At 57.6% G+C, this 15,054-nt stretch carries 17 protein-coding genes; 9 read left to right on the top strand and 8 right to left on the bottom strand.

Annotated elements, in window-relative coordinates; translation table 11 throughout:
* Positions 1 to 2 precede the first annotated feature (2 nt).
* From rsmG to hemE, 6 genes are all read right to left on the bottom strand, one after another.
* Positions 3 to 620 (bottom strand): 16S rRNA (guanine(527)-N(7))-methyltransferase RsmG, encoded by a 618-nt coding sequence (gene rsmG, locus EDE05_RS15375; RefSeq protein ID WP_105372199.1) that lies wholly within the window; start codon positions 618 to 620, stop codon positions 3 to 5.
* Positions 620 to 2,494: a tRNA uridine-5-carboxymethylaminomethyl(34) synthesis enzyme MnmG gene (gene mnmG / locus EDE05_RS15370; RefSeq protein ID WP_132411210.1), complete on the bottom strand. Its 1,875-nt coding sequence runs from the start codon at positions 2,492 to 2,494 to the stop codon at positions 620 to 622. Before mnmG ends, rsmG begins: the two co-directional genes overlap by 1 nt.
* 48 nt (positions 2,495 to 2,542) lie before the next feature.
* The gene (mnmE, locus tag EDE05_RS15365) at positions 2,543 to 3,841 is read right to left on the bottom strand and encodes a tRNA uridine-5-carboxymethylaminomethyl(34) synthesis GTPase MnmE (protein WP_132411068.1); all 1,299 of its coding nucleotides are present in this window, start codon (positions 3,839 to 3,841) and stop codon (positions 2,543 to 2,545) included.
* Positions 3,842 to 3,926: 85 nt separating this feature from the next.
* Complete coding sequence (rho, locus tag EDE05_RS15360) at positions 3,927 to 5,192, bottom strand: transcription termination factor Rho (RefSeq protein WP_105372201.1); 1,266 nt, start codon at positions 5,190 to 5,192, stop codon at positions 3,927 to 3,929.
* A gap of 182 nt (positions 5,193 to 5,374) precedes the next feature.
* The gene (hemJ, locus tag EDE05_RS15355; RefSeq protein ID WP_132411066.1) at positions 5,375 to 5,920 is read right to left on the bottom strand and encodes a protoporphyrinogen oxidase HemJ; all 546 of its coding nucleotides are present in this window, start codon (positions 5,918 to 5,920) and stop codon (positions 5,375 to 5,377) included.
* Positions 5,917 to 6,951 carry a uroporphyrinogen decarboxylase gene (gene hemE, locus EDE05_RS15350; protein WP_132411064.1) on the bottom strand — a complete coding sequence of 345 codons (1,035 nt, stop codon included), beginning with the start codon at positions 6,949 to 6,951 and terminating at the stop codon, positions 5,917 to 5,919. Before hemE ends, hemJ begins: the two co-directional genes overlap by 4 nt.
* Before the next feature lie 404 nt (positions 6,952 to 7,355).
* On the opposite strand from hemE, the gene EDE05_RS15345 reads away from it, so the two are divergent.
* Genes EDE05_RS15345 through dnaQ form a run of 5 tightly spaced genes read left to right on the top strand, consistent with a single transcriptional unit; the run spans position 7,356 to position 10,952 of the window.
* Positions 7,356 to 8,177 carry a pyruvate, water dikinase regulatory protein gene (locus tag EDE05_RS15345; RefSeq protein WP_132411062.1) on the top strand — a complete coding sequence of 274 codons (822 nt, stop codon included), beginning with the start codon at positions 7,356 to 7,358 and terminating at the stop codon, positions 8,175 to 8,177.
* A 32-nt stretch (positions 8,178 to 8,209) separates the two neighbouring features.
* Positions 8,210 to 8,803 carry a Maf-like protein gene (locus EDE05_RS15340; protein WP_132411060.1) on the top strand — a complete coding sequence of 198 codons (594 nt, stop codon included), beginning with the start codon at positions 8,210 to 8,212 and terminating at the stop codon, positions 8,801 to 8,803.
* Positions 8,796 to 9,656 (top strand): shikimate dehydrogenase, encoded by an 861-nt coding sequence (locus tag EDE05_RS15335; protein ID WP_132411058.1) that lies wholly within the window; start codon positions 8,796 to 8,798, stop codon positions 9,654 to 9,656. The genes EDE05_RS15340 and EDE05_RS15335 overlap by 8 nt, the downstream gene beginning before the upstream one ends.
* Positions 9,653 to 10,255 (top strand): dephospho-CoA kinase, encoded by a 603-nt coding sequence (gene coaE, locus EDE05_RS15330; RefSeq protein WP_132411056.1) that lies wholly within the window; start codon positions 9,653 to 9,655, stop codon positions 10,253 to 10,255. The genes EDE05_RS15335 and coaE overlap by 4 nt, the downstream gene beginning before the upstream one ends.
* On the top strand, positions 10,248 to 10,952 hold the full coding sequence (dnaQ, locus tag EDE05_RS15325) for a DNA polymerase III subunit epsilon (protein WP_105372208.1): 705 nt from the start codon (positions 10,248 to 10,250) through the stop codon (positions 10,950 to 10,952). The genes coaE and dnaQ overlap by 8 nt, the downstream gene beginning before the upstream one ends.
* A gap of 48 nt (positions 10,953 to 11,000) precedes the next feature.
* Here the strand turns inward: dnaQ and secB are convergent, their stop codons facing one another.
* Both secB and EDE05_RS15315 read right to left on the bottom strand, forming a co-directional pair.
* On the bottom strand, positions 11,001 to 11,477 hold the full coding sequence (gene secB, locus EDE05_RS15320; protein WP_105372209.1) for a protein-export chaperone SecB: 477 nt from the start codon (positions 11,475 to 11,477) through the stop codon (positions 11,001 to 11,003).
* 85 nt (positions 11,478 to 11,562) lie between these two features.
* Positions 11,563 to 12,084 carry an FxsA family protein gene (locus EDE05_RS15315; RefSeq protein WP_132411054.1) on the bottom strand — a complete coding sequence of 174 codons (522 nt, stop codon included), beginning with the start codon at positions 12,082 to 12,084 and terminating at the stop codon, positions 11,563 to 11,565.
* Positions 12,085 to 12,208: 124 nt separating this feature from the next.
* On the opposite strand from EDE05_RS15315, the gene EDE05_RS15310 reads away from it, so the two are divergent.
* From EDE05_RS15310 to EDE05_RS15295, 4 genes are read left to right on the top strand one after another with little or no spacing between them, the layout of a single operon-like run.
* Positions 12,209 to 12,907 (top strand): Tim44/TimA family putative adaptor protein, encoded by a 699-nt coding sequence (locus tag EDE05_RS15310; RefSeq protein ID WP_105372273.1) that lies wholly within the window; start codon positions 12,209 to 12,211, stop codon positions 12,905 to 12,907.
* Positions 12,904 to 14,022 (top strand): murein transglycosylase A, encoded by a 1,119-nt coding sequence (locus tag EDE05_RS15305; protein WP_132411052.1) that lies wholly within the window; start codon positions 12,904 to 12,906, stop codon positions 14,020 to 14,022. Before EDE05_RS15310 ends, EDE05_RS15305 begins: the two co-directional genes overlap by 4 nt.
* Complete coding sequence (locus EDE05_RS15300; protein ID WP_132411050.1) at positions 14,019 to 14,591, top strand: Smr/MutS family protein; 573 nt, start codon at positions 14,019 to 14,021, stop codon at positions 14,589 to 14,591. Before EDE05_RS15305 ends, EDE05_RS15300 begins: the two co-directional genes overlap by 4 nt.
* Positions 14,588 to 14,953 carry a helix-turn-helix transcriptional regulator gene (locus EDE05_RS15295; protein WP_112796052.1) on the top strand — a complete coding sequence of 122 codons (366 nt, stop codon included), beginning with the start codon at positions 14,588 to 14,590 and terminating at the stop codon, positions 14,951 to 14,953. Before EDE05_RS15300 ends, EDE05_RS15295 begins: the two co-directional genes overlap by 4 nt.
* The last annotated feature ends 101 nt before the right edge of the window (positions 14,954 to 15,054 follow it).

The raw sequence follows: 15,054 nt of genomic DNA, 5'->3' as shown, positions 1-15,054 counted from the left end.
AGTTAGGGTTCTTTGTGCCTGATATTGCTGAGTTCAAGGATGACAGAATCTGACTCGACGGCACTGTTATGTTTTAACAGATCAAATGACCATCGACCACGGGCTTTCTGCACCTCACTCGCGTAATCCCGGCCTTTATGGAAAAATGCCCTGGTATTTTTATTGCCTGCCCATGGTGCGGTATAGGAGAGGAGCTGTTCGAGGTCCGCAAGTGCCCTTGCAGAGATCCGATCACATTCAGTGATTGCTTTCGTTGCTGCTTCGATCCGAATTGGGTGGATCGAGCCGCGGGCTCCTGTTTCGCTCAGGGCCACCCGAAGAAAGGCTGCCTTCTTCTGGTTGCTTTCCACCAGATGAACCCAGCCACCACCTATCTCCGCTAAGAAGATGGCGGTGATAATACCGGGAAACCCTCCACCCGATCCAAGATCAACCCAAGTGTAGGGGCCGGGAGAGAGATGAAAGATTTGCGCGCTGTCGGCGATATGACGGTGCCACAACTCATCCAACGTCGAAGGAGCAACGAGATTGATCGTCTTGGCCCATTTCTGAAAGAGCTTAGAAAAATGCTCCAGCCGTTCTTGCGTTTCACGTGAAACACTCCTGCCGTTTAACAACATCAGGAGACTCGTTTAACGCGATGGGCCGCCAGCTCTTCCTTGCGGAGCAAGGCCAGAAGCAAAGCAAGCGCCGCTGGGGTCATACCATTGACCTTTGCTGCCTGTGCCAGATTGGCAGGCCTCGAGGCCGCCAACTTTTGCCTGACCTCGTTAGAAAGACCAGAAAGTGAAGCGAAATCAAAGTCTTGAGGTATCGAACGCGCTTCATTTTTCTGTGTTGCGGCAATGTCCGCGACCTGCCTATCCATGTAAACCGCATAGCAAGCTTCAATTTCCAGAGCCTCCCGTGCTTTCGGAGAAACATCTGCCAGCTCAGGCCATACGGCGGAAAGAGAACAAAGAGTTTGGTCGGGATAGGCCAGAATTTCGTAGGCGGTCCGTCTCTGTCCGTCCTGATTCATCTTCAGGCCGTGTCGGGCCGCCTCATTCGGCGTCAGATCGAGCGACTTCAGTATAGTTCGAAGCTGATCAAGCTCCCCGCTATATGCCTCAAACTTTTCTTGCCGTGACGCATGTATGCAACCCAGATCAATGCCTTTCGGAGTCAGTCTGAGATCTGCATTATCCGCACGCAGAGAAAGCCGATATTCGGCACGAGAGGTGAACATTCGATACGGCTCGGTTACGCCGCGTGAAGTCAGATCGTCGATCATGACCCCGATGTAGGAATCGGCGCGGCTGAAGTGGTAAGGATCTTCGCCGCCCGCCTTGAGAGCCGCATTCAGTCCGGCCACCAGGCCCTGTGCGGCCGCCTCTTCGTACCCGGTGGTCCCGTTGATCTGCCCTGCGAGGAATAATCCGGACATCTTCATGACCTCAAGCGAGGGTGTCAGTTCGCGGGGATCGACATGATCGTATTCGATCGCATAGCCCGGCTGGAGAACGGCGACCTTTTCCAACCCCGGGATGGTACGAATAAACGCATCCTGGATGTCGGCGGGAAGCGAGGTGGAAATGCCATTGGGATAAACAGTGAAATCGTCGAGCCCCTCCGGTTCCAGAAAAATCTGGTGACCGTCTCTCTCTCCGAAGCGGACAATCTTATCTTCGATCGACGGACAGTAGCGCGGCCCCACACCCTCGATCTGCCCTGAATACATCGCTGAGCGATGGATGTTGTCCGAGATTATCTTGTGGGTGGCTTCTGTCGTGCGGGTAACACCGCAGGCGATTTGCTGGGTTGTAATCCGGTCGGTCATGAACGAGAACGGGACGGGCTCCTCGTCGGCCTCCTGGCGACCGATACCGCCCCAATCGATTGTTCGTCCGTCGAGGCGGGCAGGGGTGCCCGTCTTCAACCGCCCGAGCCGTAACCCGCATCTCTGAAGAGTTGCCGAAAGACCGAGCGAAGGCTCTTCTCCGGCCCGACCGGCGGGGATCTTTTGATCTCCGATGTGAATCAGACCCCGGAGGAAGGTACCGGTCGTCAGTACAACCGTTCCGCATCCGAATCGGCGTCCATCCTTCATCTCCACCGCGGTTACTCGACCCTCCGCGGTCTGGATGTCGAAGGCGTCACCCTCAATGACGTCAAGGTTGGGATGGTTCAGGATTTCTCTCTGCATCGCAAGGCGGTAAAGCTTGCGATCAGCCTGAGTTCTCGGCCCGCGTACCGCCGGTCCTTTTTTCCGATTGAGCAGACGGAATTGTATGCCTGCCTCGTCAGCAACGCGACCCATCAGACCATCAAGGGCATCAACCTCCCGGACAAGGTGCCCCTTTCCCAACCCGCCGATGGCCGGATTGCAGGACATGACGCCGATCGTCTCTATCTTGTGGGTGATCAGCGCCGTTCTGGCGCCCATCCGCGCGGAAGCACTTGCCGCTTCACAGCCCGCATGTCCCCCGCCGATAACCACCACGTCAAATGTCATGTCCATTTCCATCACTCCACGAACCCGCCACTGGGCGTTTCACGTGAATCACTTGCCGATGCAGAATTGCGAAAAGATGATATCCAAGAGCTGCTCGACATCCACATGGCCGGTTATTCGGCCAAGAGAGGAGGCTGCGGCGCGCAGGCTTTCAGCTCGGACATCAAGCTCACTGCCGTTTAACGCTTCCTCTAGGAAATTGGAAGCCTCTTTAAGATGACGGCTATGCCTCAGGCGGTTCGGGACCAGAGACCCGGACCATAATTGTTGCAGGGTAGCAAGCAAATGCGCCCGTAGCGCCTCAAGTCCTTCCCCGGTGCGACTGGAAATACAGAGGACATAGGCGGACGAGGCGCCATGGCTGTCGACCTTGGTGCCGATCCGCAGCACGTTGGGCATCCCAAGAGGTATAGACTGTTGCGGTTCCGAATCGATCTCTTCGAGGTGCAGGATCAAGTCCGCCTGCTCAATGGCAGTCAAAGCCCGCCTAACTCCTTCCAGCTCGACGCGATCGTCGGTAGACCGCAAACCGGCCGTATCGAAAAATCGCACGAGATAGCCGTCTAGGTCGATATCCACATGCAGGATGTCTCGCGTGGTGCCGGCAATCTCCGTTACAATTGCAACGTCCCGCTTGGCCAAGGCATTCAGCAGACTGGACTTGCCGGCATTGGGCGGCCCAGCGATCACCACCTTATATCCGTCTCGGATAACCTCCCCCGCCCTGGCGGCGGCGATATGCTCCCTAAGCTCCAGAAGAAGATCTGCCATGTCCGACCACACCCCGTCGGAAACCGATCCTGGAACGTCGTCCTCGTCAGCAAAATCCAGTTCGGCTTCGATCAGCGCCCGCGCCCGGGTCAACCTTTCGGCCCATTGATTGTAAAGCGCCGATTGGCCGCCCAGACTTTGTTCTACCGCCAGCCGGCGCTGCATCTCCGTTTCGGCGGCGATCAGATCGGCGAGGCCCTCTACCTCCACCAGATCCAGCTTGCCGTTCTCAAATGCCCTTCTTGAGAATTCTCCTGCCTCGGCCAGCCGCAGACCGAGCCGTTCGAGCTCCTCGTAAACGGCTGCAATAACGGCGCGACTGCCATGCAGCTGGAACTCGACGCAATCTTCTCCCGTAAACGAATTGGGTGCTGGGAACAGAAGCACAAGCGCTTGGTCGATAACCAAGCCGTCGGGGCTCCGAATTGTTCTTAAAACTGCCCGGCGGGCTTGCGGCAAATCTCCCGCCAGAACGCGCGCCGCATCGAAGGATCCAGGGCCACTGAGCCGCAGGACTGCGACACCCGCCGGCAACACACCGCTGCAAAGTGCAAAGATCGTATCGGATGAGATCATGGCATTGCCTTAACAAACCAGATCCGAAAAATCAAAAAGCGCCCAGACGAGCCGAGCGCTTCCTGTAATTGAATCCGGCTAACGATCAGGTGTTCATCGAATCGAAGAAATCGGCGTTGTTCTTCGTCTGTTTCAACTTGTCGATCAGGAATTCGATGGCGTCCGTCGTTCCCATCGGCGCAAGGATACGACGAAGCACGAAGATCTTCTGCAGGTCCTGGCGCGGCACAAGCAGGTCTTCTTTCCGGGTACCGGACTTGAGGATATCCATCGACGGGAAGATGCGTTTGTCGGCCACCTTTCGGTCAAGGACGATTTCCGAGTTGCCGGTGCCCTTGAACTCTTCAAAGATGACTTCGTCCATGCGGCTTCCGGTATCGATCAGAGCGGTTGCAATGATCGTCAACGAACCGCCTTCCTCGATGTTGCGGGCTGCGCCGAAGAAGCGTTTCGGACGCTGCAGCGCATTGGCGTCGACACCGCCTGTCAGAACCTTGCCGGACGAGGGAACGACGGTGTTGTAGGCGCGGCCGAGGCGGGTAATGGAATCGAGCAGGATCACGACGTCGCGGCCGTGTTCGACAAGACGTTTCGCTTTTTCGATGACCATTTCGGCGACCTGAACGTGCCGAACCGCCGGTTCATCGAAAGTCGAGGAAACAACCTCTCCTTTCACCGAACGCTGCATGTCCGTCACTTCCTCCGGCCGCTCGTCGATCAGAAGAACGATCAGGTAACATTCCGGATGATTGGCGGTGATCGAATGGGCGATGTTCTGCAGCAAAACGGTCTTGCCGGTCCGCGGAGGAGCGACGATAAGGCCGCGCTGACCCTTCCCGAGTGGAGCGACCAGATCGATGACCCGCGCGGACAGGTCCTTGGAGGTCGGGATATCGAGCTCCATCTTGAAGCGCTCGTTGGGATAGAGCGGCGTCAGATTGTCGAAATGGACCTTGTGGCGAATTTTTTCCGGATCGTCGAAATTGATCGTATTGACCTTCAGCAGAGCGAAATAGCGCTCGCCTTCCTTCGGGCCGCGGATCGGCCCTTCGACGGTGTCGCCGCTTTTCAGGGAGAAACGGCGGATCTGGGACGGGGAGATGTAGATATCGTCGGGACCCGGCAGGTAGTTGGCGTTTGCCGACCGCAAGAAGCCGAACCCGTCCTGCAAGACCTCAACCACCCCCTCGCCGATGATTTCGACGTCCTGGCTCGCCAGAACCTTGAGGATTGCGAACATCAGCTCCTGCTTGCGCATCGTGCTGGCATTCTCGACCTCAAGTGATTCGGCAAAGGTCAGCAAATCCGTAGGGGATTTGCTCTTGAGTTCTTGAAGCTTCATTTCAGCCATGAAGGGGGACCATATTGAGGATTTCAGGGAGATTGTAGGCGTGTCGGTGAAATTCGCTACCGCGGAAAATGATCCGGGGACGACGGGAAATTACACGCATGCCACGAGATGAGATGGGGAGAAAATAGCGATTCACGTGGAACGCCGCAAGAGGGTTCGCCAAATCTCGTCAAAGAAAGCGATCAGAAAGGTTTTACGATCACCAAAATGACGATTCCGATCATCAGCAAGGTCGGCAACTCGTTCATCATCCGCCAGTAACGCGGCGACCTTCTCGGACCGTCTGCGGCAAACGCCCTCACCGCGCGGCTGAACAGCACATGCACCGCCGTGAGAAGAACCACCAGGGTGATTTTCCCGTGCAGCCACCCGCCCCGGAGCTGATAGACATCCCAGGCGAGGTAAAGACCGAGAGCCCATGTGATCATCATCGCCGGATTCATAATGATCCTCAGAAGCCGCTGCTCCATGATCTTGAATGTTTCCGATTGTGCCGAGCCCGGTTCGGCGTCGCTGTGATAGATGAACAGCCTCGGCATGTAGAGAAGCCCGGCCATCCACGAGATCACGGCAATCACATGAAAAGCCTTGACGTAAAGGATGAAATCATCCGGCCGGGCGAGATAAACTGCCGCGAGGATTGCGATGAATATGCCGAGAGCCACGACCGCCCTGAGGGTCGAGCGCCGTCCCGCCGGTTTTCCCGCCTGCAGCTCGTCGGGGCTCATGCTCTTGCCTCACGCACCCGCCTGATCAAGCTCGTCACGTTTTCCGGATCAGCCTCCGGGGTGATGCCATGGCCGAGATTGAAGATCAGCGGCCCATGCCCAAGCTTGTCGAGAATAGCGTCGACCCCCTCATCGAGCGATTTACCACCCGCAACGACCCGCATCGGATCGAGATTGCCCTGGATCGGGCCTTCCTTCTGCAGCTCGGCCGCGAAGGAAAGCGGAACCGACCAATCGAGACCGATCGCGTCGGCCTTCGTCTTCTGGCGGTAGTGAAGCAGGTTGAGGCCCGCCCCTTTGGCGAATGCGATGATCTTTGCCTGCGGCCGACGGGCGCGGACGATTTCAATCATCCGGGCCACTGGTTTTACCGCAAAATCCTCGAACTCACGCTCGCCGAGCACACCCGCCCAGGAATCGAAAATCTGAACCGCATCAGCACCGGCATCGATCTGGGCGATCAGATATTCCGCTGAGATTTCCGCCAGGAAGGACAGGAGCTTCTCAAAAGCTTCGGCATGTCGGTAGGCGAAAAGCCGTGCCGGCGCCTGGTCCGGCGTCCCATGTCCGGCGATCATGTAGGTCGCCACCGTCCAGGGCGCTCCACAGAAACCAAGCAGCGCGGTTTCTTCCGGCAATTCCCGCCGCAGGCGACGTACCGTTTCGATCACGGGTGCCAGGTGATCCAGCACGCTATCGCCGCTAAGGTTTCCGATGCCGGAAACGTCGATGGGATCCATCTGCGGCCCTTCGCCCTGCACAAAACGAACATTCCGTTTCAGCGCGTCGGGAATCACGAGAATGTCTGAGAACAGGATGGCCGCATCGAAGCCGTAGCGCCGGATCGGCTGCAAAGTCACCTCGACAGCCAGATCCGGCGTGTAACAGAGATCGAGGAAACTCCCTGCCTGGGCTCGGGTTTCCCGGTACTCCGGCAAATAACGTCCCGCCTGTCTCATGAGCCAGATTGGTGGCGGAGCAACGGTTTGGCCGTTCAGCACCTCGACGATCTTCCGGTATGGGCCGGTCAATGGGGTCTCCCCTAAAATAAAAGAAATGAATCTAGAATAGGTTTCTATTTCTTAGAGTCGGTGAGTAGCAAGGATTAAAGTCAAACCACGGGCAACGCGACCATCGGCCGCCTTTTGCAAAGTTCGGGAGAGAAAAACGCGGTCACTGCGAGGTTTTTAGGGATAAGCCGATTCCTCAAGTTGGATCAAAGCGTTATGGTAGTGCTGGAGCGAATGCAGTTTGTGGATAAGCTGTGGAGCGAAAAGGTGCTTGATGCCCTTGTCCACAGAGTGCACAAGCATCCTCGATCTACATCCGCAGAACCAGCGAATGTGGAAAACTCGGAGGTTTTCCCAAGCCCGGAGCTTTGGCCCGGCCGAGTCGATCGTCTCTCCCGGGTTGTCAACAAAGGGTAAAGATTAGCGTGGAGAACCGAAAAAATTTCTTCCATCTGCATCTGATATCTGACTCAACCGGAGAGACTCTCATCTCCGCGGGCCGCGCGGCCGCCGCCCAATTTCAGTCCTCGCTTGCAGTCGAACATGTCTACCCGCTGATTCGCAACCGCAAGCAGCTGCTGGCGGTGCTCGAAGCCGTCGACCAGGAACCGGGTATCGTGCTCTATACGATTGTCGATCACGAGCTGGCCGGATTGATCGATGAACGGTGCCGGGACATGGGACTGCCCTCAGTGAATGTCCTGGAACCGGTCATGATCACCTTCCAGGCTTATCTGGGTGCGCCGTCGCGCCGTCGCGTCGGTGCCCAGCACGCTCTGAATGCCGATTATTTCAAACGCATCGAAGCCCTCAACTTCACGATGGATCATGATGACGGCCAGATGCCGGAGAGTTATGATGAAGCAGACGTGGTGTTGATCGGGATCAGCCGCACCTCGAAGACGCCGACCAGCATCTACCTCGCTAATCGCGGCATCAAGACTGCCAATATCCCGATCGTTCAAGGCGTGGACCTGCCGGAAAGCCTCTATCGTGCCGCCCGGCCCCTGATTGTCGGTTTGATAGCGACGACGGATCGGATCAGTCAGGTGCGCGAGAACCGTGATCTGGGCGCCACGCAGGGTTTCGACCGACACCATTATACCGACCGGGCCAGCATCAACGAGGAACTGAAATATGCGCGAGCACTTTGCGCGCGTCATAACTGGCCGATCATCGACGTAACGCGAAGATCCATCGAAGAGACGGCGGCGGCGATCGTTGCGCTGCGCCCGAAGCTGCGTTAAGCGAAACCGCCTGCGGTTTCTGGGAGATATTCGTGACGTCGCCTCTCGTACTTGCCTCCTCCAGCCCTTTTCGCCGAATGCTTATGGAAAATGCCGGCTTGACCTTTGAAAGTCAGGCGGCGGATATCGACGAGCGGAAGATTGAAGCCAGCCTGGAAGGAGCAAGTCCTGATAAGGTCGCACTCACTCTTGCGAGAGCAAAGGCCCTGGAGGTCAGTCAGCGGCATTCGGGTGCGCTGGTGATCGGGTCGGACCAGACCATGTCGCTCGGCAATCGTGTTTTTCACAAACCGAAATCGCTTGGCGAAGCGAAGGAGAACCTTCTGTCGCTGTCGGGCAAGACCCACCGGCTGAACAGCGCCATCGCCATTGTCAGGGATCACGGCGTCTTGTGGGAGCACGTCTCCCACGCCAACCTGACGGTGCGCCCGCTGACGGAAGCCTTTGTTGACCGATATCTGGCGCGGGTGGGCGAAAAGGCATTTTCCAGCGTCGGGGCCTATCAGCTGGAAGGCGAGGGAATTCAACTTTTCTCTGAGATTGAAGGCGACTATTTCACCATCCTGGGTCTGCCGATGTTGCCGCTCCTCGATAAGCTGCGGGAGCTTGCTGCAATCGATGGCTGATTCACGTGAAACATTCTTGGTTAACGCCTTCGTCACCGGCTGGCCGGTCAAGCATTCCCGCTCGCCGATGATCCACAATTACTGGCTGAAGCAATTCGGCATCGCCGGCTCCTATCGGGCGGAGGCGGTGACGGAAGCGGACTTCCCAGCTTTTATCCGCTCTTTGAGGGATGGCAGTTCCGGTTATCGCGGCGGCAATGTCACCATTCCGCATAAGGAACTTGCTTTTAAACTCGCAGACAGGCCGGATGAACTGGCCGAAGAACTCGGAGCATCCAACACGCTGTGGATGGAGGACGGAATCCTCCATGCGACGAACACAGATGGTTACGGCTTCACCGCAAATCTCGATGACCGTCACCCTGGCTGGGACCGAGCCGATCGGGCGGTGATCTTCGGCGCGGGCGGAGCGAGCAGGGCGGTCATTCAGGCGATCCGTGACCGCGGCATTGGCGAGATTCATGTGGTCAATCGCACATTGCCCCGAGCAAAAGAGCTCGCAGACCGCTTCGGCGCCAAGGTACATGCTCATCCAATGGAAGCCCTGAACGAGGTGATGACGGGCGCAGGATTGTTCGTCAACACCACCTCGCTTGGTATGGACGGCAGTCCGGCACCTGACGTGAATTTTTCCCCTCTCCGTAGCGGTGCCGTGGTGACAGACATCGTTTACATACCACTGAAGACCCCTTTGCTGGCTCAGGCAGAAGAGCAGGGGTTCCCGATTGTCGATGGCCTTGGAATGCTTCTGCATCAGGCGGTGCCGGGATTCGAGAAGTGGTTCGGCCGCCGGCCGACTGTCGATGCGGCGCTTCGGGATATAGTGATTGCCGATATGGAAAGACACGGATGATTGTCGTCGGCCTCACCGGCTCCATTGGCATGGGCAAGTCCACGACCGCAAAAATGTTTGCGGAGGAGGGTGTGCCGGTGAATGATTCCGATGCCGTTGTGCACGACCTTTACCGCGGCGATGCCGTGGCACCCATCGGTATTGCTTTTCCAGGTAGCGTCAGGGACGGCGCTGTCGATCGACAGGAGCTGTCGCGCCAGCTTTCTGCCGCACCAGAAAAATTCCAGATCCTCGAAGCGATCGTCCATCCGCTGGTCCGCCAGCGTGAAATCGCCTTTCTCGAGCGGCATCGGCAGTCGAAGACGGATATTGTTGTCCTAGATATTCCGCTGCTTTTTGAGGTGAAAGGTGCAGATCGGGTGGATGTGGTAGTGGTTGTCACCTGTGATCCACAGATCCAGCGGGCGAGGGTACTTGCGCGCCCCGGCATGACCGAGGAAAAATTGGCGATGATTCTCTCCCGCCAGCTGCCTGATTCAGAGAAACGAGAAAAAGCCGATTTTCTGATCGACACCGGCCTCGGTCTCCAGAGCGCGAAAGCAAGGGTGCGGGAAATAATCGCCTCTTTAAGATCCGGAAAGATGAGCGAGCATGCGTGAGATTATCTTCGATACGGAAACCACCGGCCTCGAGACCCGATTCGATCGCGTGATCGAAATCGGCGGCATCGAGCTGATCAACAATTTTCCGACAGGCAAGACGCTGCATCTTTACATCAATCCTGGCGACCGCAAGGTTCATCCGGATGCATTGGCGGTGCATGGCATCACCGATGAGTTCCTGAAGGACAAGCCAGGTTTTGCAGATATTGCCCATCAGATCGTCGAATTTTTCGACGGTGCCAAATGGATTGCCCACAATGCCAACTTCGATATCGGCTTCATCAACGCAGAATTCGAAAGGATAGGACTGCCCCCGGTGCAGACCGACCGTGTAGTCGATACGCTCGCACTGGCTCGCCGCAAGCATCCGATGGGTCCGAACTCGCTCGATGCGCTTTGCCGCCGCTACGGCATTGACAACGCCCATCGTACCAAGCACGGCGCCCTCCTCGACTCCGAGCTTCTGGCGGAAGTCTATATCGAGATGACGGGCGGGCGTCAGGCTGCCCTCGGCCTGATGGGTACCGAGCGGTCAACGACCGTCATCGAGGTGGACGAAATCGTAGTGACTGCTGTCGGCCGGCCACGGCCTTTGCCGAACAGATTGACGGAAGCAGAGGTCGAGGCGCATGCCGCAATGGTGGCCTCGCTCAAAGACAAGGCACTCTGGCTCAAATACAAGCCTGCCGAATAAAAAAACCGGGTTTTAGCCCGGTTTCTTTTTGATGATATGACGCTTGAATCAACTGTTCAGGGCCTGGACCTTCGAGCGAGCCTGCTCTTCAGCCATACGTTGGGTGAACATCTGGGCGAAATCGATCGGATCGATCATCAGCGGCGGGAAGCCGCCGTTACGCGTGACGTCGGCGACGATCTGGCGGGCGAAGGGGAAAAGCAGCCGCGGGCACTCGATGAAGAGAAGCGGCAGCATATGTTCCTGAGGAAAGCCGGTAATGCGGAAGACGCCGCCGTACACGAGCTCCGCCGCAAAAACCACCTTGTCGCCATCCTTGGCTTCGGCGTTCAGCGTCAGCACTACATCGAAATCGGCCTCCGAAAGCGGATTGGCATTGACATTGACATTGATCGTAATGCCGGGAGCCTTGTCGCGGGCCTGCAGCGAACGTGGCGCGCCGGGATTCTCGAACGAGAGATCCTTGGTATATTGCGCCAGAATGTTGATGGACGGCTGGGCGGCCTGGTTGTTTTCGTCTGCCATTGGGACTTCCTCGAGGCTCTGGAACGTTGAGGCCCTCTAACATTTCGGAATATGCCTTACAACCCTGGCAAACTTCCAGGCCCGTTCAAGGTTCCCGACTTTTGGGTCCGGCCCAAGGGGAGGTCGAACCGGAATTCGCAGAATTGTCGTCTCGATGAAAATCTTCCTCGTCGAGATCGACGACTGGGCCTGGTTTCTGGCCGGCCGGTCTAGTTCGGCTACCCTCGTAGTGGCTGGTCGTGCGTGTGCGGATCACGACGATGCGCCTGCCGACCAGGGACCACAGAAAGCTGCGCACGAAGGGGATGAAGAGCGCGAGCCCGATAAGATCAGTCAGGAAGCCCGGCAGCAAAAGCAGGATACCAGCTACGACGATCATCGCACCGTCGACCAAGGTGCGTCCGGGCATCCGGCCGTCGCGGCTTTCGGCCGAGATCTGTTTCAGGATCTGCATGCCCTGGCTGCGAAGCAGGATGGCGCCGAGGATCGCCGTGCCGACCACGAGGCCTAGTGTCGCCCACAGTCCGAGTGCTCGGCCGACGAGGACAAAACCCGCAATTTCGGCCAATGGCCACAGAAGAAGAATTGGCAGCAGAAAGAAACGCATGATGTTCCCTGTTTTAATCTCGCCCCGCGCGTGTCGATACTGACGCCTTCGCTATTTGAATGATGGGCGGATGCGGACTATATGAGAAGCTGTACCAACGATTTAAACGGCATTGCGGGTCAATATGGGTTCCAACGACTTTATAACACTCTTTTTCCTCGTCGCCGCTGTGCTGATCTTCCTTCAGCTGCGCAGTGTGCTCGGCCGGCGGACGGGAAACGAGAAACCGCCGTTCGATCCTTACAGCCCGCGGGATGTGGCGAAGAATCCGGGCGGAGACGACAGCAAGGTTGTGACCTTGCCGCGCCGCGATGCTCCCGATGACGAGCAGCGTTATCTGGACATTGATGCCGTTGCCAAGCCTGACACGCCGCTCAATGCCTCCCTTCGGGAGATTTTGAGGGCGGATCCGTCCTTCCGCCCGCGCGATTTCCTCAATGGTGCGCGCATGGCCTATGAGATGATCGTGATGGCGTTTGCCGATAGCGACCGTAAGACCCTTAAAGGTCTGCTCTCGAAGGAAGTCTATGAAGGTTTCGATGCAGCGATCTCCGAACGCGAGGCGAGGGGGGAAGTGGTAAAATCCACATTTGTCGGCATCGACAAATCGGACATAACCCACGCCGTCATCAAGGATTCCGAAACGCAGATTACGGTCCGTATCATCAGCCAGCTGATCTCCGCTACCTACGACAAGGCGGGTACCTTGATTGATGGTGACCAGGAAACCGTGGCCGAGGTGACCGATATCTGGACTTTTGCCCGCGACATCCGCTCCCGCGACCCGAATTGGAAGCTGGTCGCTACCGAATCCGAGCAATGACAGGCGGTTCTGCTGGGTTTGCGCTGCGGCGGGTTGCCTTCACGGATCTGCCGGGATGGGAGGACGAGGACCCCCGTGCGCTTTTTCCCGGAATGAGGTCCTGTCTTGAGGATGTCCTCAAGGTCAAGCCATATCGTACCGGCTCGCTTGGCCTGACGGCCGGGGATCTGACGGTCCTTCTTGAAAAGGCGAGCGAGAGCCCTTCCAATGCGGCGTCGGCGCGTGCTTTTTTTGAAGCCCATTGCATCCCGTTTCAGATCGCCCGGCAAGACGGGCGGCGGGGTTTCGTAACGGCCTTTTACGAGCCGGAAGTGGAAGTCTCCGAGACATCCGACGGGACATGGCGCTATCCTTTCTACTACCGCCCTCCGGATCTGATCGATCTTGATGACTCCAACCGGCCGGCGGAAATGGACTCCGGCTACATGTTTGGACGTCAATCCGGAACCGGGATTGTCGCTTATCCGGACCGCGGCGAGATAGACCGTGGTTTTCTCGCGGGGCGAGGCCTCGAGATCGCTTTTGCCAGATCGAAGGTGGATGTCTTTTTCGCGCATGTGCAGGGAGCGGCGCGCCTGAGATATCCCGATGGAAGAGTGAGGCGCATCACATATGCCGCAAAGGCGGGCCATCCGTTTTCACCGATCGGAAAGCTTCTGATCGACCGGGGAGAAATCGACCCGGCTACGGTTTCGATGCAGAGCATCCGAAGTTGGCTTGAACGGAATCCGGCTAAGGTCGATGAGGTCCTGTGGCACAATCGCTCCTACATCTTCTTTCGGGAGGCGGATGTTTCCGATCCGTCGTTAGGACCGGTGGCGGCGGCTAAGGTGCCGCTGATCGCCGGCCGATCGCTGGCGGTCGACCGGCAGATACACACCTTCGGTTTTCCCTTCTTCATACGCTCCGAGACGCTGACCCATCTGGATGGTGGCAAGCCCTTTAGCCGCCTGATGTTGGCTCTCGACACCGGCTCCGCAATCGTCGGCCCTTCGCGCGGCGACATTTTTACCGGCTCCGGGTTCGAGGCGGGCGAGTTGGCGGGGACGGTTCGCAACGAAGCCGATTTTTATATTCTCCTGCCAAGGCATCTGGCGGACAGGTTCGGCGGATGAAGGGTGGCCGCAAACTCGATCCGGAAGAGCGAATCCTTTGGGGCAAGGTGGCTAAGTCTGCGCGTGCCTTGCCGGGCCGGATGAAGGAAATCCTCGAGTTTGAAGAGCAGGAAGCGGCCAAACTAATGGCGGAACAACCTGTCCGACCGAAAGCCATGCCTTTGCCGGGAAGCCCGGTGGCCGAAACCGCAAAGAAGCCGAAACGCTCCGTCGGTCATCATCATCCGCTCGAAAAGCCGGTCAAGAAGAAGCTCGCCAAGGGACGGCTCCCGATCGAGGCGCGGCTTGATCTTCATGGCCTTTTCCAGGACGAAGCCCATGACCTGCTGCTCGATTTCCTGCTTCGGGCTTATGAGCGGGGTCTTCGTCATGTGCTGGTTATCACCGGAAAAGGCAGCTCGATGGGTAGTGAAGGTGCTTTGCGCCGCGCCGTGCCCCTCTGGTTTTCAAAGGCCGAATTCCGGTTTCTGATATCGTCGTACGAGTGGGCCGCGCGCCATCACGGCGGGGAAGGTGCGATGTATGTCCGTCTTGCCCGCAGCCGGGCTCATGGGGAAGAGCGCGAATGACGCCCTTCGGTCAGGCGCTTCGTGAACTACGCCGCCGAAGGGGTATCACCCAGCGGATGCTGGCCGAAGCGATCGGCGTTACGCCAGCTTATCTTTCTGCGCTTGAACACGGGCGGCGCGGCAAGCCGACCTTCGAGCTCCTGCAGAGAATTGCCGGGTATTTTAATATCATCTGGGATGAGGCAGAAGAACTGTTCGGGCTCGCAGCGGACTCTCATCCGAAGGTGGTTCTGGACACGTCGGGCATGCCGGCGTCCTACACCGCCTTTGCCAACCGCCTTGCGCAACGGATTCGCACTTTGGCCCCGGACGTGATAGAAGAAATGGACATGCTGTTGAAGAAAAACCCTCCTCTGGATTGACTTTCGGCGCCCATCCACGGCTTTCATGCCGTGTTCCCACGGACCAACCTTTAGAAACCGCCCCGGTTTGCCTATATTTCGGGGGTGGAATAGCTGGTGAT

This window comes from Neorhizobium sp. R1-B (assembly GCF_004368875.1).
In the GTDB taxonomy this organism is placed as follows: domain Bacteria; phylum Pseudomonadota; class Alphaproteobacteria; order Rhizobiales; family Rhizobiaceae; genus Neorhizobium; species Neorhizobium huautlense.
The sequence above is the reverse complement of the archived record's forward strand: the minus strand, read 5'-3'. Positions and strand labels throughout refer to the sequence as shown.

Excerpts from the sequence above, each read along its gene's own strand:
- EDE05_RS15310 (WP_105372273.1), top strand. The coding sequence starts at position 12,209 with ATGGGTTCCAACGACTTTATAACACTCTTTTTCCTCGTCGCCGCTGTG.
- coaE (WP_132411056.1), top strand. The coding sequence starts at position 9,653 with ATGATTGTCGTCGGCCTCACCGGCTCCATTGGCATGGGCAAGTCCACG.
- secB (WP_105372209.1), bottom strand. The coding sequence starts at position 11,477 with ATGGCAGACGAAAACAACCAGGCCGCCCAGCCGTCCATCAACATTCTG.
- rsmG (WP_105372199.1), bottom strand. The coding sequence starts at position 620 with ATGTTGTTAAACGGCAGGAGTGTTTCACGTGAAACGCAAGAACGGCTG.
- mnmG (WP_132411210.1), bottom strand. The coding sequence starts at position 2,494 with ATGACATTTGACGTGGTGGTTATCGGCGGGGGACATGCGGGCTGTGAA.
- EDE05_RS15305 (WP_132411052.1), top strand. The coding sequence starts at position 12,904 with ATGACAGGCGGTTCTGCTGGGTTTGCGCTGCGGCGGGTTGCCTTCACG.
- EDE05_RS15315 (WP_132411054.1), bottom strand. The coding sequence starts at position 12,084 with ATGCGTTTCTTTCTGCTGCCAATTCTTCTTCTGTGGCCATTGGCCGAA.
- EDE05_RS15295 (WP_112796052.1), top strand. The coding sequence starts at position 14,588 with ATGACGCCCTTCGGTCAGGCGCTTCGTGAACTACGCCGCCGAAGGGGT.
- mnmE (WP_132411068.1), bottom strand. The coding sequence starts at position 3,841 with ATGATCTCATCCGATACGATCTTTGCACTTTGCAGCGGTGTGTTGCCG.
- hemJ (WP_132411066.1), bottom strand. The coding sequence starts at position 5,920 with ATGAGCCCCGACGAGCTGCAGGCGGGAAAACCGGCGGGACGGCGCTCG.
- dnaQ (WP_105372208.1), top strand. The coding sequence starts at position 10,248 with ATGCGTGAGATTATCTTCGATACGGAAACCACCGGCCTCGAGACCCGA.
- rho (WP_105372201.1), bottom strand. The coding sequence starts at position 5,192 with ATGGCTGAAATGAAGCTTCAAGAACTCAAGAGCAAATCCCCTACGGAT.
- EDE05_RS15335 (WP_132411058.1), top strand. The coding sequence starts at position 8,796 with ATGGCTGATTCACGTGAAACATTCTTGGTTAACGCCTTCGTCACCGGC.
- EDE05_RS15300 (WP_132411050.1), top strand. The coding sequence starts at position 14,019 with ATGAAGGGTGGCCGCAAACTCGATCCGGAAGAGCGAATCCTTTGGGGC.